General features: G+C 62.0%; 26 protein-coding genes and 1 pseudogene. 11 read left to right on the top strand and 16 right to left on the bottom strand.

Features of this window, described 5'->3' with window-relative positions:
- Positions 1-108: 108 nt before the first annotated feature.
- The 4 genes from aztA (at position 109) to NKH21_RS25085 (ending at position 3,287) form a co-directional block, all read left to right on the top strand.
- A complete protein-coding gene (gene aztA, locus NKH21_RS25100; protein WP_352868116.1) occupies positions 109-924 on the top strand; it encodes a zinc ABC transporter ATP-binding protein AztA in 816 nt (271 codons plus the stop codon).
- Positions 924-1,799, top strand: coding sequence for a zinc ABC transporter permease AztB (gene aztB, locus NKH21_RS25095; RefSeq protein WP_023674413.1), 876 nt, complete (start codon positions 924-926; stop codon positions 1,797-1,799). The genes aztA and aztB overlap by 1 nt, the downstream gene beginning before the upstream one ends.
- Before the next feature lie 22 nt (positions 1,800-1,821).
- A complete protein-coding gene (gene aztC / locus NKH21_RS25090; RefSeq protein ID WP_352662989.1) occupies positions 1,822-2,763 on the top strand; it encodes a zinc ABC transporter substrate-binding protein AztC in 942 nt (313 codons plus the stop codon).
- 185 nt (positions 2,764-2,948) lie between these two features.
- Positions 2,949-3,287, top strand: coding sequence for a protein tyrosine phosphatase family protein (locus NKH21_RS25085; RefSeq protein WP_352662992.1), 339 nt, complete (start codon positions 2,949-2,951; stop codon positions 3,285-3,287).
- Positions 3,288-3,505: 218 nt separating this feature from the next.
- Here NKH21_RS25085 and NKH21_RS25080 read toward each other — a convergent pair whose 3' ends face one another.
- Positions 3,506-3,973 carry an Lrp/AsnC family transcriptional regulator gene (locus NKH21_RS25080; protein ID WP_023674409.1) on the bottom strand — a complete coding sequence of 156 codons (468 nt, stop codon included), beginning with the start codon at positions 3,971-3,973 and terminating at the stop codon, positions 3,506-3,508.
- 153 nt (positions 3,974-4,126) lie between these two features.
- Between NKH21_RS25080 and hppD the strand changes: the two genes are divergently transcribed.
- The 3 genes from hppD (at position 4,127) to NKH21_RS25065 (ending at position 5,910) form a co-directional block, all read left to right on the top strand.
- Positions 4,127-5,242, top strand: coding sequence for a 4-hydroxyphenylpyruvate dioxygenase (gene hppD, locus NKH21_RS25075; RefSeq protein WP_352662995.1), 1,116 nt, complete (start codon positions 4,127-4,129; stop codon positions 5,240-5,242).
- Between the two features lie 69 nt (positions 5,243-5,311).
- Complete coding sequence (locus NKH21_RS25070) at positions 5,312-5,539, top strand: type II toxin-antitoxin system Phd/YefM family antitoxin (RefSeq protein WP_352662998.1); 228 nt, start codon at positions 5,312-5,314, stop codon at positions 5,537-5,539.
- Positions 5,536-5,910, top strand: coding sequence for a type II toxin-antitoxin system VapC family toxin (locus tag NKH21_RS25065; protein WP_352663001.1), 375 nt, complete (start codon positions 5,536-5,538; stop codon positions 5,908-5,910). The genes NKH21_RS25070 and NKH21_RS25065 overlap by 4 nt, the downstream gene beginning before the upstream one ends.
- On the opposite strand, the gene NKH21_RS25060 is transcribed toward NKH21_RS25065, so the two are convergent.
- The 5 genes and pseudogenes from NKH21_RS25060 to hmgA all read right to left on the bottom strand — a co-directional run bounded on the left by NKH21_RS25060 (position 5,889) and on the right by hmgA (position 10,321).
- On the bottom strand, positions 5,889-6,449 hold the full coding sequence (locus NKH21_RS25060) for a DinB family protein (RefSeq protein WP_352663004.1): 561 nt from the start codon (positions 6,447-6,449) through the stop codon (positions 5,889-5,891). The genes NKH21_RS25065 and NKH21_RS25060 overlap by 22 nt on opposite strands.
- Before the next feature lie 4 nt (positions 6,450-6,453).
- Positions 6,454-6,747, bottom strand: coding sequence for a hypothetical protein (locus NKH21_RS25055; RefSeq protein ID WP_352663007.1), 294 nt, complete (start codon positions 6,745-6,747; stop codon positions 6,454-6,456).
- Positions 6,744-7,766 (bottom strand): fumarylacetoacetate hydrolase family protein, encoded by a 1,023-nt coding sequence (locus NKH21_RS25050; protein ID WP_352663010.1) that lies wholly within the window; start codon positions 7,764-7,766, stop codon positions 6,744-6,746. The genes NKH21_RS25055 and NKH21_RS25050 overlap by 4 nt, the downstream gene beginning before the upstream one ends.
- Positions 7,767-8,132: 366 nt before the next feature.
- Positions 8,133-8,997, bottom strand: a pseudogene (locus NKH21_RS25045) (MBL fold metallo-hydrolase).
- Between the two features lie 10 nt (positions 8,998-9,007).
- Positions 9,008-10,321, bottom strand: a complete 1,314-nt coding sequence (hmgA, locus tag NKH21_RS25040) for a homogentisate 1,2-dioxygenase (RefSeq protein WP_352663016.1) — start codon at positions 10,319-10,321, stop codon at positions 9,008-9,010.
- 140 nt (positions 10,322-10,461) lie between these two features.
- Between hmgA and NKH21_RS25035 the strand changes: the two genes are divergently transcribed.
- Positions 10,462-10,905: a MarR family winged helix-turn-helix transcriptional regulator gene (locus tag NKH21_RS25035; protein ID WP_352663019.1), complete on the top strand. Its 444-nt coding sequence runs from the start codon at positions 10,462-10,464 to the stop codon at positions 10,903-10,905.
- A gap of 243 nt (positions 10,906-11,148) precedes the next feature.
- Here the strand turns inward: NKH21_RS25035 and tdh are convergent, their stop codons facing one another.
- Positions 11,149-12,183, bottom strand: coding sequence for an L-threonine 3-dehydrogenase (gene tdh, locus NKH21_RS25030; protein ID WP_352663022.1), 1,035 nt, complete (start codon positions 12,181-12,183; stop codon positions 11,149-11,151).
- A gap of 67 nt (positions 12,184-12,250) precedes the next feature.
- Positions 12,251-13,438: a glycine C-acetyltransferase gene (locus NKH21_RS25025; RefSeq protein WP_352663025.1), complete on the bottom strand. Its 1,188-nt coding sequence runs from the start codon at positions 13,436-13,438 to the stop codon at positions 12,251-12,253.
- 264 nt (positions 13,439-13,702) lie between these two features.
- On the opposite strand from NKH21_RS25025, the gene NKH21_RS25020 reads away from it, so the two are divergent.
- The gene (locus tag NKH21_RS25020) at positions 13,703-15,775 is read left to right on the top strand and encodes a putative bifunctional diguanylate cyclase/phosphodiesterase (protein WP_352868106.1); all 2,073 of its coding nucleotides are present in this window, start codon (positions 13,703-13,705) and stop codon (positions 15,773-15,775) included.
- Between the two features lie 5 nt (positions 15,776-15,780).
- Here NKH21_RS25020 and NKH21_RS25015 read toward each other — a convergent pair whose 3' ends face one another.
- Together NKH21_RS25015 and NKH21_RS25010 are read right to left on the bottom strand one after the other, a co-directional pair.
- Complete coding sequence (locus tag NKH21_RS25015) at positions 15,781-16,023, bottom strand: type II toxin-antitoxin system Phd/YefM family antitoxin (RefSeq protein ID WP_352663031.1); 243 nt, start codon at positions 16,021-16,023, stop codon at positions 15,781-15,783.
- A 22-nt stretch (positions 16,024-16,045) separates the two neighbouring features.
- Entirely contained in the window at positions 16,046-16,474 is a 429-nt protein-coding gene (locus tag NKH21_RS25010) for a MarR family winged helix-turn-helix transcriptional regulator (protein WP_352663034.1), read from the bottom strand.
- Between the two features lie 118 nt (positions 16,475-16,592).
- Between NKH21_RS25010 and NKH21_RS25005 the strand changes: the two genes are divergently transcribed.
- On the top strand, positions 16,593-17,000 hold the full coding sequence (locus NKH21_RS25005) for a hypothetical protein (RefSeq protein ID WP_023674396.1): 408 nt from the start codon (positions 16,593-16,595) through the stop codon (positions 16,998-17,000).
- Positions 17,001-17,140: 140 nt separating this feature from the next.
- Here NKH21_RS25005 and NKH21_RS25000 read toward each other — a convergent pair whose 3' ends face one another.
- Positions 17,141-19,186 (bottom strand): oxidoreductase, encoded by a 2,046-nt coding sequence (locus NKH21_RS25000; RefSeq protein ID WP_352663037.1) that lies wholly within the window; start codon positions 19,184-19,186, stop codon positions 17,141-17,143.
- A gap of 114 nt (positions 19,187-19,300) precedes the next feature.
- On the opposite strand from NKH21_RS25000, the gene queF reads away from it, so the two are divergent.
- Positions 19,301-19,762, top strand: coding sequence for a preQ(1) synthase (gene queF / locus NKH21_RS24995; protein WP_023674394.1), 462 nt, complete (start codon positions 19,301-19,303; stop codon positions 19,760-19,762).
- Positions 19,763-19,791: 29 nt separating this feature from the next.
- Here the strand turns inward: queF and NKH21_RS24990 are convergent, their stop codons facing one another.
- From NKH21_RS24990 to NKH21_RS24970, 5 genes are all read right to left on the bottom strand, one after another.
- Positions 19,792-20,976: a mandelate racemase/muconate lactonizing enzyme family protein gene (locus NKH21_RS24990; protein ID WP_352663040.1), complete on the bottom strand. Its 1,185-nt coding sequence runs from the start codon at positions 20,974-20,976 to the stop codon at positions 19,792-19,794.
- Positions 20,977-20,987: 11 nt separating this feature from the next.
- Positions 20,988-21,545 carry a hypothetical protein gene (locus tag NKH21_RS24985; protein ID WP_352663043.1) on the bottom strand — a complete coding sequence of 186 codons (558 nt, stop codon included), beginning with the start codon at positions 21,543-21,545 and terminating at the stop codon, positions 20,988-20,990.
- A 4-nt stretch (positions 21,546-21,549) separates the two neighbouring features.
- Complete coding sequence (locus tag NKH21_RS24980; RefSeq protein WP_352868100.1) at positions 21,550-22,029, bottom strand: DUF3828 domain-containing protein; 480 nt, start codon at positions 22,027-22,029, stop codon at positions 21,550-21,552.
- A 105-nt stretch (positions 22,030-22,134) separates the two neighbouring features.
- Positions 22,135-23,784, bottom strand: coding sequence for an ABC transporter substrate-binding protein (locus NKH21_RS24975; protein WP_352663049.1), 1,650 nt, complete (start codon positions 23,782-23,784; stop codon positions 22,135-22,137).
- 41 nt (positions 23,785-23,825) lie between these two features.
- Positions 23,826-25,376 (bottom strand): trimethylamine methyltransferase family protein, encoded by a 1,551-nt coding sequence (locus tag NKH21_RS24970; protein WP_352663052.1) that lies wholly within the window; start codon positions 25,374-25,376, stop codon positions 23,826-23,828.
- Positions 25,377-25,394 lie beyond the last annotated feature (18 nt).

The raw sequence follows: 25,394 nt of genomic DNA, 5'->3' as shown, positions 1-25,394 counted from the left end.
ACATGACGGCCGGCCGCAATTCCGCCCGATTGGCTTGTTGACTAATGTAATAACATCACATATCGAATCCGCCCCTGCAGCACAGATCGTCGCCCCATGGATCGTCACATGAGCCAAACCTGCCTGACCTTCCGCGACCTGACGCTGGGCTACAACAGCCATCCGGCGATCCACCACCTCGATGGTACGATCCGCAAGGGATCGTTGACAGCGGTCGTCGGCGCCAACGGCTCCGGCAAGTCGACGCTGATGAAGGGCATTGTCGGCGTCCTGAAGCCGATGGCCGGTGCGGTGATCCGGGCGCCGGGCGGGCGCGCCGCCTACCTGCCGCAGCAGTCCGAGCTCGACCGCTCCTTTCCGGCCCGGGTCGTCGACCTGGTTTCGCTGGGCCTGTGGCCGCGGCGCGGCATGCTCGGCCGTTATACAAGAGAAGACCGCGACTCGGTCGGCGAGGCGCTGATGGCCGTCGGCCTCGGCGGTTTCGAGAAGCGCCCGATCGACACACTCTCAGGCGGCCAGCTGCAGCGCACCCTGTTTGCCCGCGTGCTGTTGCAGGATGCCGAGCTCATCCTGCTCGACGAGCCGTTCAACGCGGTCGACAGCAAGACCGTCGGCGACCTGATCGCGCTGATCAAGCGCTGGCACGGCGAGGAACGCACGATCATGGTCGTCGTTCACGATCTCGATCTGGTGCGGCAGAATTTCCCCGAAACGCTGCTGCTGGCGCGCCAGCCGGTCGCCTGGGGAGAGACCAGGGAGACGCTGCGGCCGGAGAATCTGTTGCGCGCGCGCCGCTTCCACGAAGCCTGGGAAGACAACGCGCCATGGTGTGAGCCCGGCGAGCATGATCACAGTGGGCACGAGCACGGCAGCCACGAGCACAGCCATGACCATCATCACGGCTCCGGGCCGAGGGCGGCATGATGGACGTGCTTTATGGTCTTTTCGTCGCCCCGTTTGCCGACTACGCCTTCATGCAGCGGGCGCTCGCCGGTTCGATGATGTTGTCGCTCGGCGCCTGCCCGGTCGGCGTGTTCCTGATGCTGCGGCGCATGAGCCTGTCCGGCGACGCCATGGCCCATGCCATCCTGCCGGGTGCCGCCGCCGGATTCCTGTTTTATGGCCTGGAAATCCTGCCGATGACCATCGGCGGACTGATCGCCGGCATCATCGTGGCGCTCGGCGCCGGCGCCGTCTCGCGCTTCACCATCCAGCGCGAGGACGCCTCGATGGCGGCCTTCTATCTGATTTCGCTGGCGATCGGCGTGCTTATGGTGTCGATCCGCGGCTCCAGCGTCGATCTCATGCATGTGCTTTTCGGCACCGTGCTGGCACTCAACAACGAGGCGTTGACGCTGATCGGCGGCATCGTCGTGGTGACGCTGGTCAGTCTCGCCATCTTCTGGCGAGCGCTGGTCGCCGAATGCCTCGACCCCTTGTTCCTGCGCTCGGTCAGCCGGATGGGCAGCCCGGTGCATTTCATCTTCCTCGGCCTCGTCGTGCTCAACCTCGTCGGCGGCTTCCAGGCGCTCGGCACCTTGCTGTCGGTCGGGCTGATGATGCTGCCGGCAGCGGCGGCCCGCTTCTGGACCTCACGCGTCGAGCCGATGTGCGTGCTGGCCACAGTGATCGGCTTTGCCTCCTGCATTGCCGGGCTGCTGTTGTCCTACCATGCGTCATTGCCCTCCGGCCCGGCCATCATCCTGTCCGCCGGCGTCGTCTATTTCGCCTCGATCCTGTTCGGCACGCGCGGCATCCTGCGCGCCCGTATCGTCCATCACCGCCACAGAACCGCCTGATCCCAACAAGGAGAACCTGTCCATGCTGAAATCGATCCGCGCCTCCTTGGCCGTGAGCGTTATAACATTAACCGCCCTTGGCTCATCTTCGGCCTTTGCTGAGCCGTTGAAAGTCGTCGCCAGCTTCACCATCATCGCCGATTTCGCCAAGAATGTCGGCGGCGACCGGATCGATCTGACCACCGTCGTCGGGCCGGACGGCGACGCCCACGTCTACGAGCCGAGCCCCGCCGATGCGGTGGCGATGGCCAAGGCCGACATCGTGCTGGTCAACGGCCTGCATTTCGAAGGTTTTCTGCAGCGCCTGGTCGACGCCAGCGCCACCAAGGCTTCGATTGCCGTGCTGACCAAGGGGGTCACGCCGATCAATTTCAAACCCGAATTCGCCGAGGCCGATGCCGCCGAAGGCGCGGAAACCGATGGCGGCAAGACGGTCACCGATCCGCATGCCTTCCAGTCGATCGCCAATGCCAAGATCTATGTGAAGAACATCGCCGACGCCTTCTGCACGGCCGACGCTGCCGGTTGCGACAGCTACAAAGCCAATGCAGCCGCCTATACACAAAAGCTCAATGCGCTTGAGGGCGAAGTGCAGGCGGCGATCCAGTCGATCCCGCAAGAGAAGCGCGTCGTCATTACCTCGCATGACGCCTTCGGCTATTTCGAGAAGGCCTACGGCTTGACGTTCCTGGCCCCGGAAGGCGTGTCGACCGAGTCGGAGCCTTCCGCTGCCGACGTCGCCAAGCTGGTCAGCCAGGTGAAGCAGGACAAGGCGGCGGCGATCTTTGTCGAGAACATCACCAACCCGCGGCTGATCGAGCAGATCGCCAGCGAGACCGGCATCAAGGTGGGCGGCACGCTCTATTCCGATGCGCTGTCACAGCCCGACGGCCCGGCCGCGACCTATATCGACCTGATGCACAACAACATCGCCCAGATCAAAGGCGCGATCCTCGGCAGCTGAGCCGACCGATCCGGTTCATCCAGCCGGGCTGGCGCATGATGCGTCTGGCGACATGCGGCGTTAGCCCGGCTGGATTTCTGGCATCGAAATCTCTATCTGCGCGGATGGATTTCTTTTCGCGCGGATTGCCGACCGGGTCAGGGAGTGGCAAGACTGCCGCTAACCAAATTGCGAGGACCCCAGCCATGGAATACCGTCAGATCAGCGAGGACTATTCGGTCTCGGGCCAGATCCAGCCCGAGGATGTCGCCGCCATCAAGGATGCCGGCTTCAAGAGCGTGATTTGCAACCGGCCGGACAACGAGCAACCGGGCCAGCCATCCGCCGACACCGTCAAAGCGGCGGTCGAAGGAGCCGGGCTCGCCTTCCGCTACATCCCGGTGATCAGCGGCCAGATCACGGCCGAGAATGTCGAGGACCAGGCCGAGGCGCTGGATGAGCTTGATGGCCCGGTCTTCGCTTACTGCCGGTCCGGCGCCCGTTGCACCAATCTGTATGGGCTGATCCAGCAGCAGAAGGGGTGACTGGCTAGCCGCCGCGATCCTTCGCACCCCCCTCTGTCCTGCCGGACATCTCCCCCGCAAGTGGGGAGATTGGATGCCGCGTTGGCTTTCGCCAATTTTCAATGTTGCGGAGTGGGGCACGAGGTCAGAGCTGCCGATCTCCCCCCTTGCGGGGGAGATGGCCGGCAGGCCAGAGGGGGGTGCTGTCCCTCCGACATATCGCGCTTAATTCACCCAGCCTAAATCGGCAGCGCGCCGGTTTCCTTTAGCGTCTCCAGCACGATCGCCGTCTTCACATGCTGCACGGATTCGTGCGGCAGCAGCACGCCGTTGACGAACTCCGACAATGATTTGAGATCGGGCGTCACCACCTTCAATATGTAGTCCATCTCGCCGGTCAGCGCGTGCGCTTCCTGCACTTGCGGTAGCCGCGCCACCAATTCGCCGAAACGCCGCGCATTGTCGCGGTTGTGGGTGGCGAGCGTCACCGAAATGACGTTGACCAGGGAAAAGCCGAGCTTGTCGCGGTCGAGCACCGCCCGGTAGCCCTTGATATAACCGTCCTCCTCCAGCCGCTGGCGACGGCGCGAGCATTGCGACGCTGACAGGTTCACCCGTTCCGACAAATCGTTGTTGGTCAGCCGCGCATCGCCCTGCAGCAGAGCCATTATCTTGCGGTCAAACTGGTCGATGCGCGCCTCATCCATGAATTTCGGCTCCGCAATGCACAACTCGCGCATGACCAGAGCATTTCAAGCGTTTGAATGCAAGCAATTTGCACTCGCTCCGCGCTATAATTGCGCTCAGACATGGCCGACGCGGCCAATGCCAGATTTCGGGCCAGATTTCGGAGCAATGCCATGGGTCCCTTCCCGCACGACGCACCGCCCGCCAAGATCAGCAAAACCAATCCCGCCGGTACCGACGGCTTCGAATTCGTCGAATTCGCGCATGCCGAGCCGGAAAAGCTCGCCGAGCTGTTCACCCGCATGGGTTATGTGCAGGTGGCCAAGCACCGCAGCAAGGACATCACCGTCTGGCGGCAGGGCGACATCAACTATGTCGTCAATGCCGAACCCGGCTCGCATGCGATGAAATTCGTCGACAAGCACGGCCCTTGCGCCGCCTCGATGGCGTGGCGCGTGGTCGATGCCAGGCATGCCTTCGATCACGCGGTAGCCAAGGGCGCGACGCCCTATGAAGGCGCCGACAAGACGCTCGACGTGCCGGCGATCGTCGGCATCGGTGGCTCGCTGCTCTATTTCATCGAAACCTACGGCGAGAAGGGCTCGGCTTACGACGCCGAGTTCGACTGGCTGGGCGAGCGCGATCCAAAGCCTGAAGGCGTCGGCTTCTACTATCTCGACCACCTCACCCACAATGTCTATCGCGGCCAAATGGACAAATGGTGGGATTTCTACCGCGACCTGTTCGGCTTCAAGCAGATCCATTTCTTCGACATCGACGGCAAGATCACCGGCCTGGTCAGCCGCGCCATCACCTCGCCCTGCGGCAAGATCCGCATCCCGCTGAACGAGTCCAAGGACGAGACCAGCCAGATCGCCGAATATCTGAAGAAGTACAATGGCGAGGGCATCCAGCACATCGCCGTCGGCACCGACGACATCTATGGCGCCACCGACAGGCTGGCCGCCAACGGCCTGAAGTTCATGCCGGGCCCGCCCGAGACCTATTACGACATGTCTTATGCCCGCGTGAACGGCCATGAAGAGCCGATCGAGCGCATGAAAAAGCACGGTATCCTGATCGACGGCGAAGGCGTGGTCGACGGCGGCACGACCAAGATCCTGCTGCAGATTTTTTCGAGAACCGTGATCGGCCCGATCTTCTTCGAGTTTATCCAGAGGAAGGGCGACGAAGGTTTTGGCGAGGGCAATTTCCGCGCTCTGTTCGAATCGATCGAGCAGGACCAGATCAAGCGCGGCGTGCTGAAGGTGGACGGCAAGGCAGCGTAGCCAGCTCGGCCGAGGTGGCTTGTGGTTTGATCAGTTATGACCTAAATTCTGGTCATAAGAGGTTTGACCATGAATGTTCCGATGGCAAAAGCGAAGGCGCAACTCTCCGAGTTGGTGAAACGTGCCCAGGCCGGCGAAGAGATCCATCTGACGCGGCATGGAGAGGTGGTGGCGACCCTGAGCGCGCCCACCCGGGCTGGCGGGAGCAAAGGCCTTTTTGGGGCCCTGAAAGGCCAAATTCGGATATCGGATGATTTTGATGAACTCGGTCCCGAATGGGACGAGTACATTAAATGAGCCGCCAATATCTGGTGGATACTCACATTCTGCTTTGGGTACTCAACGCGGATTCACGCCTTTCGGATCACCATCGCGAGATCTTTCTTGCGGGCGAGGATGTGGTCGTCAGCGTCGTCTCGGTAGCAGAGATCGCCATTAAGAAATCGCTCGGCAAAGTCACGCTCACAGGCAACATCGTGGAAATCCTGCGATCGAACGGCATTCCGATCCTCAGTGTGAATGAACTACACGCAGCGAGGCTTGAGCATCTGCCGTTCCATCATCGCGATCCCTTCGACCGTCTGCTCATCGCACAGGCTCAAATTGAAGGTCTGACGGTGATCACTGCGGATCGACATTTCTCAGCCTACGACGTCGCGTTGGTCTGATCATCCAGCTCCAGCCGCTCGACTTCGGCTTTCCTCAACTTCACATCGTAATCGAGGAAGAACTCGTCGAGTTGCGGCGGTGTCACCGAGGTGCCGGACAGCATCGCGTGCACCTGGCCGCGATGATGGATGTCGTGGATGAAGAGATGGGCGAGCAAATCGCCGATCCGTTCCGGTATCATGCCGTTCTCGCGCCGGTCGGTGACGACGCGGCGCTCGATATCGTCCGTCGACAGGCGGTCGCAAAAAGCGATCAGCCGCCGGTCGGCCTCCGCCCGCGCGCCAAAGAGCGCGTCCGCTTCGTCGAAGAGCAAGAACTCATCGTAAGCCGCGGCGCCGAGGCCGCCCTCTTCGAGAAAATCGAGATAGAGATAATCGACGGCCAGGATGTGATTGAGCGTTGCCTTGATCGAGGGAAAGAAGCTTATCCTTTCAGCCTCGAATTCGCCGGGCTCAAGCTGCAGCACGGCACGATAGAGCCGGTCGTTGGACCACAGATTGTTAGCTGCCATGCGGCGGAAATGGCTCAGCAGGTCCATGACTTCACGGCGCGATCCGGAACAGCGACACACCCGCCCATAGAAGCGCAAACCCAGCCAAAACAATCAGCAGCAGCCCGATCATGCGCCGCCGCATGGCTTGCGTTTCCTGGTCCAGCGCGACATTCGTGTTGGTGACGGTGTGAAACATCATCGCTTTGCGCGGAAAGCCGCTGCGGTTGGTCAGGCCGGGCGAGCGCGCCTCGATGCGATAGCTCAGCCGGATCGCCAGGATGAAGATCGCCAGCATGGCAAGGGCCCAGACACCGTACAGCAGATAGAATGTCTCGCCCGTCATTCTCTTGCCCCCTCGTATTTCTCGACCTTCTGCTCGATGGCGCCGAAAATCGACTGTCCGGCCTTGTTTTTCATTTCGATGCGCACCGTGTCGCCAAAGCGCAGGAACGGCGTTTTCGGCGCGCCGGCTTCGATGGTCTCGATCATGCGCAATTCGGCGATGCAGGAATAGCCGGCGCCGCCTGCAGGGACAGGTTTTCCGGGCTCGCCGCCGAGCTTGTTGGAAACGGTGCCCGAGCCGATGATCGTGCCGGCGGCAAGTGGTCGTGTCCTGGCGGCGTGCGCAATCAGCGCCGGAAAATCGAAGGTCATGTCGATGCCGGCATTCGCCCGGCCAAACGGCTTGCCGTTGAGGTCGACCAGCAGCGGCAGGCTGACCTTGCCGCCATCCCAGGCATCGCCCAGCTCATCGGGCGTCACCGCAACCGGCGAAAAGGCCGATGAGGGTTTCGACTGGAAGAAGCCGAACCCCTTGGCGAGTTCAGGTCCGGTCAGGCCGCGCAGCGTCACGTCGTTGACCAGCATGACCAGCCGGATCGCTGCCCGCGCCTCATCGAGGCCTGTACCCATCGGCACGTCGTCGACAATGACAGCGACCTCGCCCTCCATGTCGATGCCAAGGGTCTCGTCGGTCATGCGGATCGGGTCGCGCGGCCGGAGGAAGCAGTCCGAGCCGCCCTGGTAGATCAGCGGATCGGTCCAGAAGCTTGCCGGCATCTCGGCGCCGCGCGCCTTCCGCACCAGCTCGACATGGTTCACATAGGCCGAGCCATCGGCCCATTGATAGGCACGCGGCAGCGGCGAATGGGCGTCATGCTCGTGAAAGCGGGCAGACGGCACCGCATTGTTCTCCAGCGATTCGGCCATGGCAGCGAGGTGCGGCGCGATGCGACGCCAGTCGTCGAGCGCGGCCTGCAGCGTCCGCACCAGGAACGACGCATCGGTAAATCGCGTCAGGTCGCGCGATACGACGACGAGCTTTCCGTCGCGCGTCCCGTCCTTCAATGTGGCAAGCTTCATGCTTCCTCCCAAGGCGTTTATTCGTAATATTTGCCGGCATAGATAATTCTGGCTGCGGCTCTCCAGGGATTTTCATTTGCCAGCAATGCCAGGTCGCCGCGCCGACTACCATCGGTCCAGGTGACGCCCAAGCGACAGCCGATTCAAGAAAAGTGGCTAACGAATTGTTTTCCCAGCCATTCCAGCTGATGTCAGGTCCTGCCGACCGCAATGCCTCCTTGCGGTCGGCGTCCTCACGGTCGTTTCGCAGCGCATCGAGGAACCGGACGAAAGACGGCAAGTCTTCCACCCCATCGAGAAACAAGGAGAGCTGCACCCAGGATGTCTCCTCGGATTTCTGCACCTCTTCCCAAAGCTTGTCGTTGGTCACGTCTCACTCCCAAGCCCCACAACAAGGCCGTCGCGGGCGATCGTCAAGTCGCCGGCCCATGTTTTCCTGACGGCGGCAATCCAGTCGGCCTCGCCGATCTCGGGATCGTCGGCGGGAATGAGATGGTTGAGGACCAGTCTTTTGACGCCTGCATCGCTGGCGATGCGGCCCGCTTCCTCGGCAAAGCTGTGGCTGGCAAGCAGGTGTTCTCTCAGCCTTGCGCCGTTGCCGGTCTTCGCGACCAGCCGCTCGATACCCCTCTTCCAGCATGGCCTCGTGGACCAGGACGTCGGCGCCCTCGGCGAAATCCGCCAATGGCGGAAAGAACGCCGTATCCGACGAAAAGACGACGCCTTGCCCCGCATGATCGAAGCGCAGCGCAAAGCAGTCCGTCACTGGCGGGTGGTCGACGCGCAAGGCCGATATTTTGAGACCGCGCTCTTCGGCCACTTGGCCTTCAGCAAACTCGACGATCGACACCAGGTCGCGGAGATCCGGCCTGCCTTCATCGGCGATGCGGATCTCGATGTCGAATTCCATTGCCTGGCAAAAGCGCTGCCAATAATGGCCGATGCCGGGCGGGCCGAACAAAGTGACGGGCGCCGCCAGGCCGGCCGTCCAGGCGGTGTGGATGAGAGGTCCGAGTTCCAGCACATGGTCGGAGTGCAAATGCGTGATGAAGATCAGGTCGAGCGCCTTCAGACTGACGCCGGCGTCGGTCAACCCGCGCGTTACGCCCAGCCCGCAATCGACGACGAGGGTGCGGCCGCCAATCTCCAGCAGCGACGAACTCGGCCACGGTCCGCCCGGCCGGAGCGCCGGGCCACCCTTCGAGCCGAGAAGCACCAGACGATCCGTCATGCGACGGCGCTCAAGACCAGTCGCCCTCGGGCGTGCCGTTGAAGCGTTTCTTCAGATCGGCCCAGCAGTCGATGTAATTGTCCTGCCGGGTTTCGAGCTCGGCGCCATAGCGGGTCACCATCTGCGGAAAGCGTGTCTCGAACATGAAGGCCATGGTGTTGTCGAGCTTGACCGGTTTCAGCTCCGCGCGCGAGGCTTTTTCGAAGCCAGACGCATCGGGTCCGTGAGCCAGCATCATGTTGTGCAGGCTGATGCCGCCGGGCACGAAGCCCTCTTCCTTGGCATCGTACTGGCCGTGGATCAGGCCCATGAACTCGCTCATGATGTTGCGGTGATACCAGGGCGGCCGGAAAGTGTTTTCCGCCACAAGCCAGCGCGGCGGGAAGATGACGAAATCGATATTGGCGGTGCCTTCCTCGCCGCTCGGCGCGGTCAGCACGGTGAAGATCGACGGATCGGGGTGGTCGAACAGGATCGCACCGACCGGCGAAAAGGTCGCAAGATCATATTTGTAGGGCGAATAATTGCCGTGCCACGCCACCACATCCAGCGGCGAATGGTCGATCTCGGTGACATGAAACTGACCACACCATTTCGCGATCAGCCGGCACGGTGTCTCCTTGTCCTCGAACCAGGCGCAGGGCGTCTTGAAATCGCGCGGATTGGCCAGGCAATTGGCGCCGATCGGGCCGCGATCCGGCAGCGTCAGCTTGGCGCCGTAATTCTCGCAGACATAGCCGCGCACTTGCGGATCGACCAGTTCGACCTTGAACACCAGACCACGCGGCAGCACGGCAATCTCGCCCGGCCTGAGTTCGATGACGCCCATCTCGGTGACGAAGCGCAAGGCTCCAACCTGGGGCACGACCAGCAACTCGCCGTCGGCGTTGAAGAAATGGTCGTCGGCCATCGAACGGTTGGCGACATAGACATTTGCCGCCATGCCGGTCTGGCCGAGCACGTCGCCGGCGGTGGTGATCGAGCGCATGCCGGCGATGAAGTCCGTCGGTTCCTTCGGCATGGGCACGGGGCTCCAGCGATACTGGCCGAGCGCGAGCTGGTGGTCGCCGACATTCGGCGCGCTTTTCCAAAACGGATAATTCGCCGCTTTGAAGCGGCCGGTATGCCTGACGCTCGGCCTTATCCGATAAAGCCAGGAGCGCTCATTGGTGCCGCGCGGCGCGGTGAAAGGCGAGCCCGACAGCTGCTCCGCATAGAGGCCATAGGCCGGCCGTTGCGGCGAGTTTCGCCCCTGCGGCAGCGAGCCCGGCAAAGTCTCGGTTTCGAAGTCATTGCCGAAACCCGGCATGTAGGAAAAGGCCATGGCATCCTCCCGAATTCATAGTCCCGGAGCGTCCAAGGGCGCTCCGAGTTGACCAAACTGGTTTCATTTGTAACCATTGAAAATGTAACCATCAATGGTGATTTCGGCGTGGGGCGCCAGCCTGCTCAGTCAAGGCCAAAATGAAACCGGAAATCCTCGAACTCCAATCCTTCCTGCCTTACCGGCTCTATCGGCTTGCCGATGCCGTCAGCCGCGAATTCTCAAGGATCTACAAGGACCGTCACGGCCTGACCCGACCCGAATGGCGCACGCTGGCCGGACTTGGACAGCACGGCACGATGACGGCGACGGCGCTCGGCGAGCAATCTGCCATGCACAAGACCAAGGTTTCGCGCGCGGTCGCCGAACTCGAGCGGCGGCGCTGGCTCGTCCGGACGCCAGACGAAAAAGACCGCCGTGTCGAGCATCTGACGCTGACCAAAGCTGGCGTTGCCGCCTATCGCGAAATGGTGCCGCTGGCGAAAGCGTTCGAGCGGGAGCTGCTGGCAAGGCTGAGCACGGAACAGCGAGCGGCCGTTGTAAGCGGAGTGGCAGCATTGGAGGCGGCATTGGGAAAAAGCTAGGTTCCTGGCAGAATTGCTGGCACGCTGGCGGGACAGCGCCCCCCTCTGTCCTGCCGGACATCTCCCCCACAAGTGGGGAGATCGGCAGCTTCGGCGCTCCGCTCGTCTTGCGACGTCGGAGATTGGCGAAAGCCAGCACGATGGCCAATCTCCCCCCAAGTGGGGGAGATGTCCGGCAGGACAGAGGGGGGCGCGAAGGATCGCTACGGAACAGCTTTCAGCCCGCACGGTGTTTCTTCGGCGTCACCAGTCCATCACCACCTTGCCGGAGTTACCGCTCTTCATCGCCTCGAACCCGGAAATATAGTCGTCAATGCCGATGCGGTGGGTGATCAGGCCGCTGACATCGAGAGGACCCTGCACCAGCGCGATCATCTTGTACCAGGTCTCGAACATCTCGCGACCGTAGATGCCTTTCAGATGCAGCATCTTGAAGATGACCTTGTTCCAGTCGATCTCGAAGCCGGTCGGCGCGATGCCGAGAATGGCGATCTTGCCGCCATTGTTCATGGTATCGATCATGTCGCGGAAGGCAGGCGCGGCGCCCGACATTTCGAGGCCGACGTCGAAACCCTCGGTCATGCCGAGCGCCGGCATGACATCGCGCAACTTCTCCTTCGAGGCATCGACGACATGCTGGACGCCGAGCTTTTTCGCCAGTGCCAGGCGCACCGGGTTGATATCGGTGATGACCACTTTGCGCGCGCCGACGCACTGCGCCACCAATGCGCCCATGATGCCGATAGGCCCGGCGCCGGTGACCAGCACGTCCTCGCCGACGAGATCGAAGGACAATGCGGTGTGAACCGCATTGCCCAGGGGATCGAATATCGCGGCGATCTCGTCGGGCACGTCGTCGGGGATCGGCACGACATTGTGCTGCGGGATCGCCAGATATTCGCCAAAGGCGCCCGGCCGGTTGACGCCGACGCCAAGCGTGTTGCGGCACAGATGCCCCCTGCCCGCCCGGCAGTTGCGGCAATGGCCGCAAACAATGTGGCCTTCGCCCGAAACGCGCTGGCCGAGTTTGTATTCGGTCACCGCCGCGCCGAAATCGGCGACCGTGCCGACGAATTCATGGCCGGTGACCATCGGCACCGGCACCGTCTTTTGTGCCCACTGGTCCCAATTGTAGATGTGGACGTCGGTACCGCAGATCGCGGTTTTCCTGATCTTGATCAGCACGTCGTTGGGGCCGATCTCCGGCACCGGCACTTGTTCCATCCAGATGCCCGGCTCGGCCTTGGCCTTGACCAGCGCCTTCATCATGTTCGACATTCTTTCGTCCCCAGAACCTTAGTCGCTTGAATCTCTTGATCCGGAATCGCTTTTCGGTCCCGGCCGTTCAGGAAATCACGCCGAGTTCGCGACCGACTGCGGCGAACGCCTCAACCGCACGATCGATGTCGGCGCTGGAATGGGCGGCCGACATCTGCGTGCGAATGCGCGCCTGGCCCTTCGGCACCACCGGGAAGGAGAAGCCGATGACATAGATACCGCGCCTCAGCATCCGCGCCGCCATCTCCTGCGCCAGCGTCGCGTCGCCCAGCATCACCGGGATGATTGGATGGTCGGCGCCAGCCAGTGTAAAGCCGAGCCTGCCCATCTCGGAGCGAAACCGCGCTGCGTTGGCATATAGGCGCTGACGCAATGCATCGCCATTGCGGATCAGTTCGAACACCCGGATCGAGGCGCCGGCGATCGCCGGCATCAGCGTGTTGGAAAACAGATAGGGGCGCGAGCGCTGGCGCAGCCAGTCGACCACCTGCTTCCTGCCCGACGTGTAGCCGCCGGACGCCCCACCCAATGCCTTCCCAAGCGTGCCGGTGATGATGTCCACCCTGCCCTCGACGCCGCAATGTTCGGCCGAGCCACGGCCATTCCTGCCGACGAAACCAACTGCATGGCTGTCGTCGACCACGACCATCGCATCATATTTGTCGGCGAGATCGCAGACGCCCTTCAGATTGGCGATGATGCCATCCATCGAGAACACGCCGTCGGTGGCGATCAGCCGGAACCGGCAGTCGCGCGCCTCTTTCAACCGCGCTTCGAGATCGGCCATGTCGTTGTTGGCGTAGCGGAAGCGCTTTGCCTTCGACAGCCGCACCCCGTCGATGATCGAGGCGTGGTTCAGCGCATCGGAGATGACCGCATCCTCCTCGCCGAGCAGCGTCTCGAACAGGCCACCATTGGCGTCGAAGCAGGAGCCGTAGAGGATGGTGTCCTCCATGCCGAGGAAGTCAGAAATGGTCGCCTCGAGCTGCTTGTGTTCTTCCTGCGTGCCGCAGATGAAGCGCACCGACGCCATGCCGTAGCCGTAACGGTCGAGCGCCTGCTTGGCCGCCTCGCGCAGTTCGGCGCTGTCGGCGAGGCCGAGATAATTATTGGCGCAGAAATTCAGCACCTTCTCGCCGCCGACCTCGATCTCGGCCGATTGGGTCGAGCTTATCACCCGCTCGGATTTATAGAGGCCTGCCGTTTTCAGTCCTTCAAGCTCGCTGTCGATGTGGGAAAGGAATGCTTCGGTCATGATCAGGCCCTGTTGAGATCGATGAGGACTGTCGCGCCCCGCGGGCGAAAAATCCATCGCAAAAGCGACCGCTCCGGTGGCGGCAATGGCACGGCAGAGGCCACGATGTTCAAATGCGGAGGCGCCGCGAAAGATTGCAATAACCACTTTGCGGGTTTCCCGCCACGGTCGCCGCCGCCGGCCTGTTGCCGTCCCAAACCTGTTAACACTTTGAAGCCAAAGGTTGTCGCGCAAGAATTCGTTGGCAAGAGGCCGCCTCAGAAAATGTCGCAGCAGCCGGTGCACGCCGTTTCAGGCAGGCTCATACTCCTCATCAAATCGGGCTACTGGCTGGCTCTGCTGATCATAGCCGCCATGGTCGTGGCCTCCTTCATCCTGCTGCAACAGGTGATGGCGACCCAACGGCACAATCAAGCGCTGCTCGATATCGTCAGCACACAAAAAGCCCTGTCGCAGCGCATCGTCTTCCTTGCCGGCGCGACAGGCAGCGCCTCGCGCGATCAACAGCGCGCCCTGGTTACCGCGCTCAAGCAAGCGACGGTGGAGTTCGAGAAAAATTACGATCTGCTACTCGAGCGGACCGCCGCCGATCCGGTGTCGCCGGCAAGGTTCGATCCGAAATCGATCGAGAGCGTGCTTTTCGCCAAGCCGTACCATCTCGACTACTTCTCGGTTGGGCTTATCGCCAACGGCGAGCGCCTGATCTCTTCATTCGAATCGCGGCTCAACACGACTGGCAGCGGCGGCTACAAAGGTGGAGAGGAGCGCGTCAACCTGAACGCATCCGTTGCCAACGCAACATTGTCGGGCTACGCAGCACTCGGCCAGCGCATCAGCGCCTACGCGGACCAGCGCTCCGAAAGGCTCCTCGATCTTCATCGGACATTGTTCTACTCGACCATCGGCGTTATCCTGATGGTGGCACTTTTCATTTTCCGGCCGATGTCGAACGCCATCCTGCGCCGGACGTGCGAGCTGGTCGATGCACGCAATTCCATGGCCTTTATTGCGGTGCATGACGGGCTAACCGGCCTGCACAACCGCACCTTCCTGACCGACCATTTCGATACGTTCATCAACGGCGCGCGGCGAAGGCGTGAACGGGTTGCCGTGGTGCAGTTCGACCTCGACCGGTTCAAGCAGATCAACGACACGCTCGGCCATGCCGCTGGCGACTATGTGCTGGTGGTGGCCGCGCAGCGTATGCGCGATTCCTGCCGGACGTCGGATCTCAACGTGCGTCTCGGAGGCGATGAATTCGTTGTGGTCCTCAACGACGCCGGCAGCACCGAAGACATCGATGTCGTCGCCAGGCGCATGCTGGCCAAACTCAATGAGCCGGTCATATTCCGAGGCACGACGATCCATCCGGGTGTAAGTGCCGGGATTGCGGTCTACCCGATCGATGCCGACAATGCGCAGGACCTGCTCGTCCATGCCGATCTGGCGCTGTATTCAGCCAAGAAGCAGGGCGGCGGCAGTTTGTCGTTCTTCTCCGATGAGCTGAGGCGCGAACTCGACAATCGAAAGCAGCTCGAGCTCGACATTAGGGTCGCCATCTCGGAGAAGGCATTCGAGGTCTATTTCCAGCCGCAGGTGTCGCTGTCGGACGGCGCCATCAGTGGCATCGAGGCTTTGGCTCGCTGGAGGCATGCGGAGCGCGGTATGATCGCGCCGGGCGAGTTCATTCCAATCGCAGAAAAATGCGGCTTGATGTCCGAGATTGGCCGCATCGTCATTACCAAGGCGATCGACGAAGCAGCCGAATGGAACCGCGCAGGCATCGGCTTCGGGCGGATCGCCGTCAATGTGTCCGGCTCGGAGCTGCGCGAGACAGATTTCGAAGTCTTCCTGTTCGACATGCTGGAGAGGGCTGGCCTGCCAGCGCACAAACTATCGCTGGAGATCGTCGAATCCGTCATTCTCGACGACGAGAAGACCGGTATCGCGGCAAAGCTGCGGCACATTCGCGCGGCCGGCATCCATCTTGAGCTCGATGATTTCGGCACCGGCTACGCATCGCTCAGCCATGTCAATCCAAACGAGATCGACCGGCTGAAGATCGACCGCCGTTTCGTCCAGAATATCAACGAGAACGGCGGCAACACCAAGATCGTGCGAGCCCTCACAGAACTGGCTCGCGGTCTCGGCATCTCGATCGTTGCCGAGGGCGCTGAAACCGAAGCCGAACTCGACTCGCTGATGGCGATCGGCTGCGACCAAGTGCAAGGCTATTCCATTGCTTTCCCGATGCCGCCGGACAGGGTGCGCGAATGGCTGGTGGCGCGAACGCCGAAAAAGGCCAGGCTGACGGTGCTGCAGGGCCGCCTGGCGTAGATCCGTCATGGTCCGGCTTTGCGAACCGACCTGATGAGCCGAGGCGGAAGGTCACCCTCATCGCCGGGAAATGCTGCCAGGAATTGTCCAAAGCTGGGCACAAGCGCCAGTCTTTCGTAGTCCTGGAACGACAGAATGACCGCCTGCTTGCGGCCACGCCGGGTGATGACGGCCGGTTCTCCCGTGATGACCTGATCGAGCACCGCCGAGAGTGTGGCCCTGGCGTCCTTCAGCGAAATTACGCGCATAGCGTCTTCCTAGCCTAAATTTCTAGCTCTCGACATTGGCTCGCAGCGCAGCCAGCACCGCTGCAAACTCCACCAGCCTGTCGTCGGACAGTCCTTTCCGCAGCCGTTTGTCGAAGGCTAACGCGGCGGTGCGCAATTTCAGGAACAACGCTTCTCCGGCTTGGGTCAGCTCCACCTGGTGAACCCGGCGGTTCTCGGGATCGCGGCGCCGCATCAGCAGGCCTTGGGTCTCCATGGCGTTGAGGTGGTGGGTCAGCGTTGCGCCCCGGATGCCGATCATGCCGGCGAGCTCGCGTTGGTTGGCCAGCTCCCGCGACTTGACAGACAGCAAAGTGACCCAGACCGGCAGCGTGCCGCCGGCCTCGACCAAGGCAGCGTCGAAAGCCTGCGCGACCAGCTTGGCGGTGCGGGCGAGATTCATCCCGATCGGCGGGCGGTCAAACGGCGTCATGGTCCAACACTAGAACAAGGGCAAAGCCTATGGAACCGGCTCGGAGCTTATGCATTGACATCTAATCATTTGATATCTATCAATACGGTTAGCGGTGGGCAAGAGAGGAAATGCGGTCATGCAATATGTCTACATTATCGTCCTCGGCCTTCACGTCATGGCGGGTGTGTTCTGGGCCGGCACCACCATCGCGGTTGCCCGCGAACCGGAGATCAGGGCGGAACGTTTCTTCCGGCCGCAAATGGGCGCGGCCGGCGTGGTTTTCCTCACGGGTTTGCTGCTGTGGTATTTCTTCCACAACGGCTCTTTCGGCTCGATGGAGAAGGTACTGGCGCTGGGCATCTTGACGGCGTTGATCGCCGCCGGGGTTCAGGGCGCGCTGGTGGGTTCCGCCAGCAGGCAGTTGGCTGGCGCTGATGCCGCGAAGCAAACCCAGTTGCGCGCGAAGATGACAAAAGGCGAGCGCATCGCCGGCGGACTGCTGGTCATCACCGTGTTCTGCATGGCCACCGCCAGGATGTTTTGAGCGTCCTGCCGCAATCGCAAGATCGTACGGTGCCCGGCGATGGCCGGCGGCGTGCGCGGCGCGCAGACCGGACCGAAGTACCGTGGTGGCTCTCCGTACGGAGGTTCGGCTGCGCGCCACCAATCAATCCAAAATATTCCTCAGATCCGCAAGCCGAACCTGATGCCGTCGTAGATGGCGGCATGGATGTTGCGGGAGGCGACAGCGTCGCCGATGCGGAAGAGTACGAAGCCACTCTGCGGATTGCGGACCGGAAAGATGTCGCCGCCATTGATCAGTTTTTCGTAATCGATCGCGCCGGCGTTCTTCGACAGCGGCTTCAGCGCCAGATAGAGATCGTCGAGCGGCAGCGTGCCGTGCTCGACCACCACTTGATCGACTCGCCGCTCGCCGCGCCAGCCATCGGCGAAGTCGGAAGCGAGCTCGGCGATCAGCTGGTTGCCCTCGCGCCGCACCGAACGCAGCCGTGTGTTGATGGTGACGGTGACACCCTTTTCCTGGAAGGCGCGCATGTAGGGCACATGGTTCATTCCGCCCATTTCTGGGGCGAAGAAGCGCTCGGGTGAAACCAGCTCCAGCCTGGCGCCGCTGTTGGCGATCAGTTCGGCAGCACCCATACCCTGATGGCCGCCATTGTCGTCATAGAGCAGTACATTCTCGGCCGGCTTGACGCTGCCAGCCATGATGTCCCAGCTCGATGTGACGAGATCGTCGCCGGCCGTCAGAGGCGGGTTCTGCGGCAGGCCGCCGGTGGCGATCACCACCACGTCCGGCGACAGCGCCAGTACGTCGTCCTTCTCCGCCCAGGTATCGTAGCGGATCTCGACACCGAGCCGGTCGAGTTCGGCCAGGCGCCAGTCGATGATGCCGATCAATTCCTTGCGGCGCGGGTTCTGCGTTGCCAGCCGTACCTGGCCGCCGGCCTGGCCCGACGCTTCCAGCACCGTCACCCGGTGCCCGCGTTCGGCGGCGACGCGCGCTGCCTCCAGCCCGCCGGCGCCGGCGCCGACGACGACCACCTTCCGCTTCGGTCCCTCGGTTTTCGGTATGATATGCGGGATATCAGCCTCGCGGCCCGTCGCCGCATTGTGGATGCACAGCGCCTCGCCGCCCTCATAGATGCGGTCGAGGCAATAGGTGGCGCCGACGCAAGGGCGGATCTCGTGCTCGCGGCCCTCCATCACCTTCCTGACGATGTGCGGGTCGGCAATGTGGGCACGCGTCATGCCAACCATGTCGAGCTTGCCGGCGGCGATGGCGTGGCGCGCGGTGGCGACGTCGGAAATCCGCGCCGCATGGAAGGTCGGGAATTTCGTCGCCGCCCTCACTTCCCCGGCGAAGTCGAGATGCGGTGACGACCGCATGCCGGTCACCGGGATGACTTTTGTCAGCGCGGCGTCGGTCTCGATCGAGCCACGGATGATGTTGAGGAAATCGACCTTGCCGGAGCCGGCCAGCCGCCTGGCGATTTCGACGCCTTCCTGTTTCGACAGGCCTTTCTCGAAGTCCTCGTCGGCGACCATGCGGATGCCGACGACGAACTTTTCGCCGACCGCGGCACGCACCGCATCGAGCACCATGCCGGTGAAGCGCAGCCGGTTGTCGAGCGAGCCGCCGAAATCGTCGTCGCGCTGGTTGGTAGCCGGCGACCAGAAGCCGTCCATCAGGTGGCCGTAGGCCTCGAATTCGATGCCATCGAGACCGGCTGCCTGGCAGCGCTGGGCGGCCGCCGCATAGTCGGCGACGATGCGCTCGATATCCCAGTCCTCGATAGTCTTGGGAAAGGCGCGATGCGCCGGTTCGCGCACCGGCGAAGCCGACAGAACGGGCAGCCAGTCGGCCTTGTTCCAACCGGTGCGGCGGCCGAGATGGGTGATCTGTATCATCACCTTGCAATCGTGCTCGTGGCAGGCATCGGCAAGCTCGGCGAGCCATGGCACGATGCGGTCGTCATAGACATGCAGATTGCCAAAAGCGGCCGGGCTGTCGCGCGAGACGATCGCCGAACCGGCGGTCATGGTCAGCGCCATGCCGCCCTTGGCCTTTTCGGCATGGTAGAGCCGGTAGCGTTCCTTCGGCATGCCGTCCTCGGAATAGGCCGGCTCATGGCTGGTCGACATCACCCGGTTCTTCAGCGTCAGATGCTTGAGCTGATAGGGCTGGAGGAGCGGGTCGTTGCTAGTCATCGTCTTCCTGCTGTTTCAAATTGTGCTAATGAGCGGCAAATTTTTGTTTTTACGCATGTCGCTATCCCAAAATCGCTGCGCAGTTTTGGGCGACATGCAGCAAGGAACCTGCTCATGACCGATACGAAAAACCTCACCCAGCTCGGCACCAACGTCGAGGCGCCACAGAGCCCCGAAGCGGCAGTCCTGGAAACCGTGCCGTTTTCGCGCGGCGACGGCCCGCCGGCCATCGTTCGCTTCACCTGCCCGGAATTCACTTCGCTCTGCCCGGTCACCGGCCAGCCGGACTTCGCCCATATCGTCATCGACTACGCACCCGATGCGCTGCTGGTGGAATCGAAGTCGCTCAAGCTGTTCATGACCTCGTTTCGCAACCATGGCGCCTTCCACGAAGAATGCACCGTCATGATCGGCCGCCGCATCATCGCCGCGACCAAGCCGTTGTGGTTGCGCATTGGCGGCTACTGGTATCCGCGCGGCGGCATTCCGATCGACGTGTTCTGGCAAACCGGCGCGCCGCCGGAAGGTGTGTGGCTGCCCGACACCGGCGTCGCCCCCTATCGCGGGCGCGGGTGAGCCTGAGTTTCTGAGGAAAATACGTAGCATCAGTTGAGCGGGAGCCGCCGGTAGCGGCCGGGATTGTTCGGGTCACTGAAATGGCCCATCGGCCCGTGTTCAGCGAAGTGGCCCGCCCAGCGCTTCATCGCAGCCGGATCGAGTTCGACGCCCAGCCCGTCACCCTCCGGCACGCGCACCGTATTGCCCGTCTGGCGGAAAGGACCGTCCTTGATGACATCGCCGATCTGCCAGCGAAACAGCGACTGCGATGCTTCGGTGATCCACGGTGTCGCCGCCACGACGTGCAGATAAGCCGATGTCATGATGCCGAGATCGTTCGAATAGCACCAGAACCCCTTGCCCATCGCCTCACAGGCGGCGATGAATTTCAGAGTTTTCGACAATCCGCCGAGTGCTGCGAAATTGCAGACGAAGTAATCCGGCGCACCGAGCGCGACTGCCCGTCTGATATCCGGGATGTGCGTGGAGAAAGGAATGCGCGAATGCTGGCGCAGCGCTGCCATCTCCTCGAAGGTCGCGACCGGATCCTCGTAATTGCGGATGTTGAATGGCTCGATCTCGCGCAGTACCCAACGCGCTGTGGTCAGCGACCACTGCATGTTGGAATCGAGTTTGATCTGCGCCTTATCGCCAAGCGCCTCGCGCAGCGTGCGCACTGTCCTGATCTCGAGCTCGGGATCGCCCATAATCAGCTTGCCCTCGAAGATCGTCGAGCCGTGCTGTTCTCGCATGCCGAGACAGTAGTCGACGATCGCTTCGGCGGTCATCTCGCCGCCGGCTCCGCCTTGAGCGGCGCGAAAGGCGAAATATTCCGAAAACGGAATGTCCTTGCGCACCGCGCCGCCGAGCAGCTTATAGAGCGGCATACCGAAGACCTTGCCTCTTATATCCCACAGCGCCAGTTCGACGGCGCCGAACGCCACCGTGGCTGCGTTTTCGCCGGTGTTGGCGGTGATCTGCCAGGGCGGCACACAGCGCGCCTCGCAGTCGGCGATGTCGAGCGGATCGGCGCCAATCAGCGCCGGCGCGATCTCGGCCTTGATCACCTCGCCGAAATGCCACCATGGCGCCTCGCCCAGTCCGACCACGCCTTCGTCCGTCTCGACCTCTACGATCGATTTCGAGGCGCCGCCGTAGAGACCAGCCGTCCACCAGAACGGAGCATCGAGCGGGACGTTGACGTGGGTGACGCGGATGTTGCTGATCTTCATCGGTTCCGTTCTCACTCACACTGGTATTGGCTTAGCGCCCATTCGCCGGTCACCGAGAGCAGGTCCGATATCTTCCAGTCGCCGTCGACCTTTTTGAACTTCCATTCCAGCCGGTGCGGATTGCCGGAGACGACGAAGGCGACGACGACCTTGGCCTCGTCGCCCCTGACCGCTTCGATGGTCTTCAGGCTCTTGTCGATCTCCGCCTTGTCGTATTCGGCATTGTCGAGCGCCATGTTGGCATCGAGGCACTCGCCCTGCCCCGACTTGCGCAGCACGTCGCTCTTGTCCAGCACCGACTTTGCCGGGTCGGTGAAATGGCCCCGCTGAGCCGGATCGACCTCGAGCCCGGCATGCTCGTAGAACGGCTTCACCACCGCAGTCGGCGAGCCCGGCTGCACGGGTGCGGCCGGCGCGTTTTCTGCCGGCGGCAAAACTGCGAGCGGAGGTGCCGCATTGTCGGCCGGCGCGTCTGCTGGTGGCGCGCCCAACAGGCCCTGAGCGGCGGCGCTGCTCAATCCGGCCAGCAGGCACGCAGTCGCCAGAACCCAGGGACGGCGGCAAGGCACGGCATCACTCCGGGGGCTGCCCGGCCAGGCATTCGAGCGCACTCAGCGTCCAGCCGCTGGTCTTCGAGGTAATGTCGGCGACCTTCCACTGGCCGTCGATCTTCTTCAACGACCAGACCATTTCGCGTTTGGAATCATCGCCTTCCGGGAAAAGGTTGAACGTCGCCGTCACCTCGGCGCTGTCGCCATTGAGCGTTTCAGCCAGGGTCAGCGTCTTGGCCACGGTCTTCTCGTCATAGTCCTGCGCATCGAGACCAGGGGCGAAGTCGATGCAGGGAACTTCATCCGGATGGTTCTTTGCCGCATTGTCGTTCAGTTCAAACAGTTTCGTCACTGGCGCGGTGAAGCGGTCGCGATATTGCGCATCGGCCTCGAATTTGACCGACGGGACATAAAAGAACTTCACGGCGCTGGCAGCCGGGCCGGCAAACGCGGCCGCCGGCAAGGCCATCGAAAGCGCGGCAACAAAAAGTGGCAGTTTCATGCGTGTCCCCGATTGTTCACTGACGGAAGCTATCAGTACCACGCATCTTGCCCGTCGGCTTTCTTGCGGTCCATGAAATCCTGCAACGCCTCCTCTGCTGGCAACTCAGGCGTTCAGCCAGACATTCTGGAGATCCATCTCGAAGGTTTGGTGGACACCGTAGTCCTTCACCTTCTCGTTCATGTGGCTGAACAGCTTCTGCCAAAACGGCTGAATGATGACGCCCGAATCCTGCAGGATCTGCTCGATGTCCTTCATGACCTCGCGGCGCTTCTCGACGTCGATGAGCGAGAGAGCCTGCTTGAGCTTGGCGTCGAAATCAGGGTTCGAGTAGCCGGTTTCATTCCAGGCCTCGCCGGTGCGATAGCCGAGCGCCAACACCTGGACGCCAAGCGGGCGCATGTACCAGATGGTCATCGAATAGGGGTATTTCGTCCAGTCGTTCCAGAAGGTCGACCCCGGCAGCACGGTGCGCTTCACCTTGATCCCGGCATCGCGCAATTGGCCGGCAATAGCGTCGCCGGTGTTCTTTTGCCAATCGTCCTCGACGGTGATCAGTTCATGCTCGAAGTCGTCCTGCCCGGCCTCCGTCATAAGCTTCTTGGCGCCCGCGGCGTCGCGTGTCTTCTTGGGCAGCGCGTAGTATTCCGGATGAATCGGGCTGACGTGGTGGTTTTCACCAACAGTGCCTCGCCCGGCGTAGCCAAGTTCGAGCACCGCTTTGTTGTCGACGGCCATCTGGAGGGCGTTGCGAACCCGCTTGTCTTCATAGGGCTTGTTCGTGATGTTGGTCCGGGCGACGAGCGTGGTCGCTGTCGCGACCTCCGATTTTACCAGCCCCATCTTGTCGAGAATGTCTATGAAGTCGGCCGGCGTCTCGAAGTTGAGATCGATTTCGCCGGAGTCGAATGCATTTATCGAGGCGTTGAAATCGGTTCCGTAGTCGATGAATTCGACGCCGTCGAGAAGCGCTTCACCGCCCCACCACTTGCCAGTCTCACGACGCTTGACGATCGCTTTCTGGCCGACCGAATAGGACACCAGTTCGAACGGCCCGGTGCCAATCGGCTTCTCGATCGGATTGGCGCCGTCGGCGTCGAAGTTGCGATGGACCACGAGCGCCGGATAGTCGGTGAAGTTCGGGATCAGCGAGATGTCCGGTTCGTTCAGCTTCAGCTTCACCGTGTTGTCGTCGACCTTGGTGATCGCCCCTTCCCTGGCCTTGCCGGTCTTTGCATCGATCAGCGCACCAACGCGCGCGGCCATGGAATTGCCGGCGGCAGCCTTCTCGCACCAGCGCGTCAGATTATAGGCCACATCATCGGCGCCGAAAGCATCGCCGTTGTTCCAGGCGATGCCCTTGCGCACATGCAGCACGTATTCGGTGGCGTCGTCGTTGACCTCCCAGCTTTCGAGCAGAACCGGCTCGAAAGTGAACTGGCGCGTGTAGCGGACAAGCGGCTCCAGCCAACAGCGCGAAATGTTCGCAAGTTCCACCCAGTCGTAGGTGCGCGGATCCTTTTGTGCCTTCACCGACATCGAAACGTGGAGCGTGCCGCCTTTCTTCGGCTCTTCAGCCAAGGCCCGCTGCGGCACGGCGAGGCCGATCATGCCGTAGGCAAAGGCCGTCGATGCGCCGAAGGCGCTTGCGAGAGCCAGAAACTCGCGCCGATCCACACGACCTGCACGAGCCTCGCTGGCCATCGCTTCGATGGCGCTCGGTACGCGATCACCGTTGCTTCTGAAGAGTGTCATTTTTTCCTCCGTTATGGTTCCCATCGGGTCTTCGCCCGTTATCAACTAACGCTGTCCGGCAGTTTCTCCTCGCGCCGCGCAATCAAATCTTTGAGACCATCGGCGATGCCCTCATCGAGCTTCGGCTCCTCGTAATCGGCGAGCATGTTGCGCGCTTTCTCGCGGCCGCGGGTGTCGTGGTCCTTTGCTCCTTCCGCCTTCCACTGTTCGAACGAATTGAAGTCCATGATGCTCGGTATGAAGAAGGCGGACTCGAAATGTTCGAGCGTGTGCTGGGTGCCAAGGAAATGGCCCTGCGGTCCGACCTCGCGGATCGCCGCCATAGCCTCCTTGAAATCGTCGAACGGCAGCCCGCCAGCATATTTGTACCAGCCGACAAGCTGCTCGCAGTCGGTCGCAAATTTCGAATAGCCGCAGGTCAGGCCGGCCTCGAGCCAACCGGCGGAGTGCCAGATGTAGTTGGCGCCGGCAAGGATGGCGGCATGCATCAGCATGTTCGCCTCGTAGCCCGCCTGGGCGTCGTTGAGCTTCGAGCCGACATGGAAACCGGACGTGCGCCACGGCAGCCGATACTTCCGCGCGAGCGCGCCCATGAGATACATCATCTGGGCCGCCTCCGGCGTGCCGCCCATGGGAGCGCCGGTCTTCATGTCGACCGTCACCATGAACTGTCCGTAGATCTGCGGCGAACCCGGACGCAAGAGCTGTGTGAACGCGACGCCCGCCAGCGCTTCGGCATTGACCTGCGCGACCGCACCGACGGCAGAGGCCGAAGTCGAGGCGCCGCAAAGGGCAAAGGGCGCGAGGATCAGCGGCTGGTTGTGGCGCGCATAGACTTTCATCGCGTCCAGCATGGTGGCATCCCAGACCAGCGGCGAATTGCAGTTGGTGATGGCCACCAGGACTGGGTTGTCGCGGACATAGTCCTCGCCGAACACGATGCCTGCCATCGCCATCGTATCTTCGGCTCGATCCTTGGAGGTCACGATGCCCATGAACGGCTTGTCGGAGTGCTTCAGCGCCGAATGGATGATGTGGAGGTGACGCTTCGGCACCGCGATTTCCATCGGCTCGCAGATGATCGAGCTCGACGAATGCAGCGCCGGCGCCATGTAGGCGAGCTTGTGGAAATTGTTGAGGTCGGCGAGTGTGCCGTAGCGCCTGTTGTTGTCGAGGTCGCGCACGTAAGGCGCCCCGTACATCGGCACGAAGATGGAGTTGTTGCCACCCACACGTACGGAACGCTGGGGATTCCTCGCATTGAGCGTGAACTCCGACGGGACCTTCGATACGAGGTCCATCAGCAGGGCGCGGTCTATGCGGACCCTTGTCTCCGAGACATCGGCGCCCGCCGCCTTCCACAGTGCGATAGCCTCGTCGTCGCGGAACTCGCATCCCACCTCTTCGAGGATCGAGAGCGACTCCTGGTGGATGAGCTCCACCGCCTCGTCCGGGACCATCTGATACACCGGAATCTTGCGAACCAGGGTCGGAAATGACGCTACGGGAGCTCCCCGCAGCGCCTTGCGCCCCAGGCGGCCACCCGCGCGACGATTGGTGTGTTCGCTCACTTCAACGGCCGGTGCGTTCATGGAGGCTCCATATTCCTG

The organism is Mesorhizobium sp. M1329, from assembly GCF_040318035.1.
Lineage (GTDB): Bacteria > Pseudomonadota > Alphaproteobacteria > Rhizobiales > Rhizobiaceae > Mesorhizobium.
The sequence above is the reverse complement of the archived record's forward strand: the minus strand, read 5'-3'. Positions and strand labels throughout refer to the sequence as shown.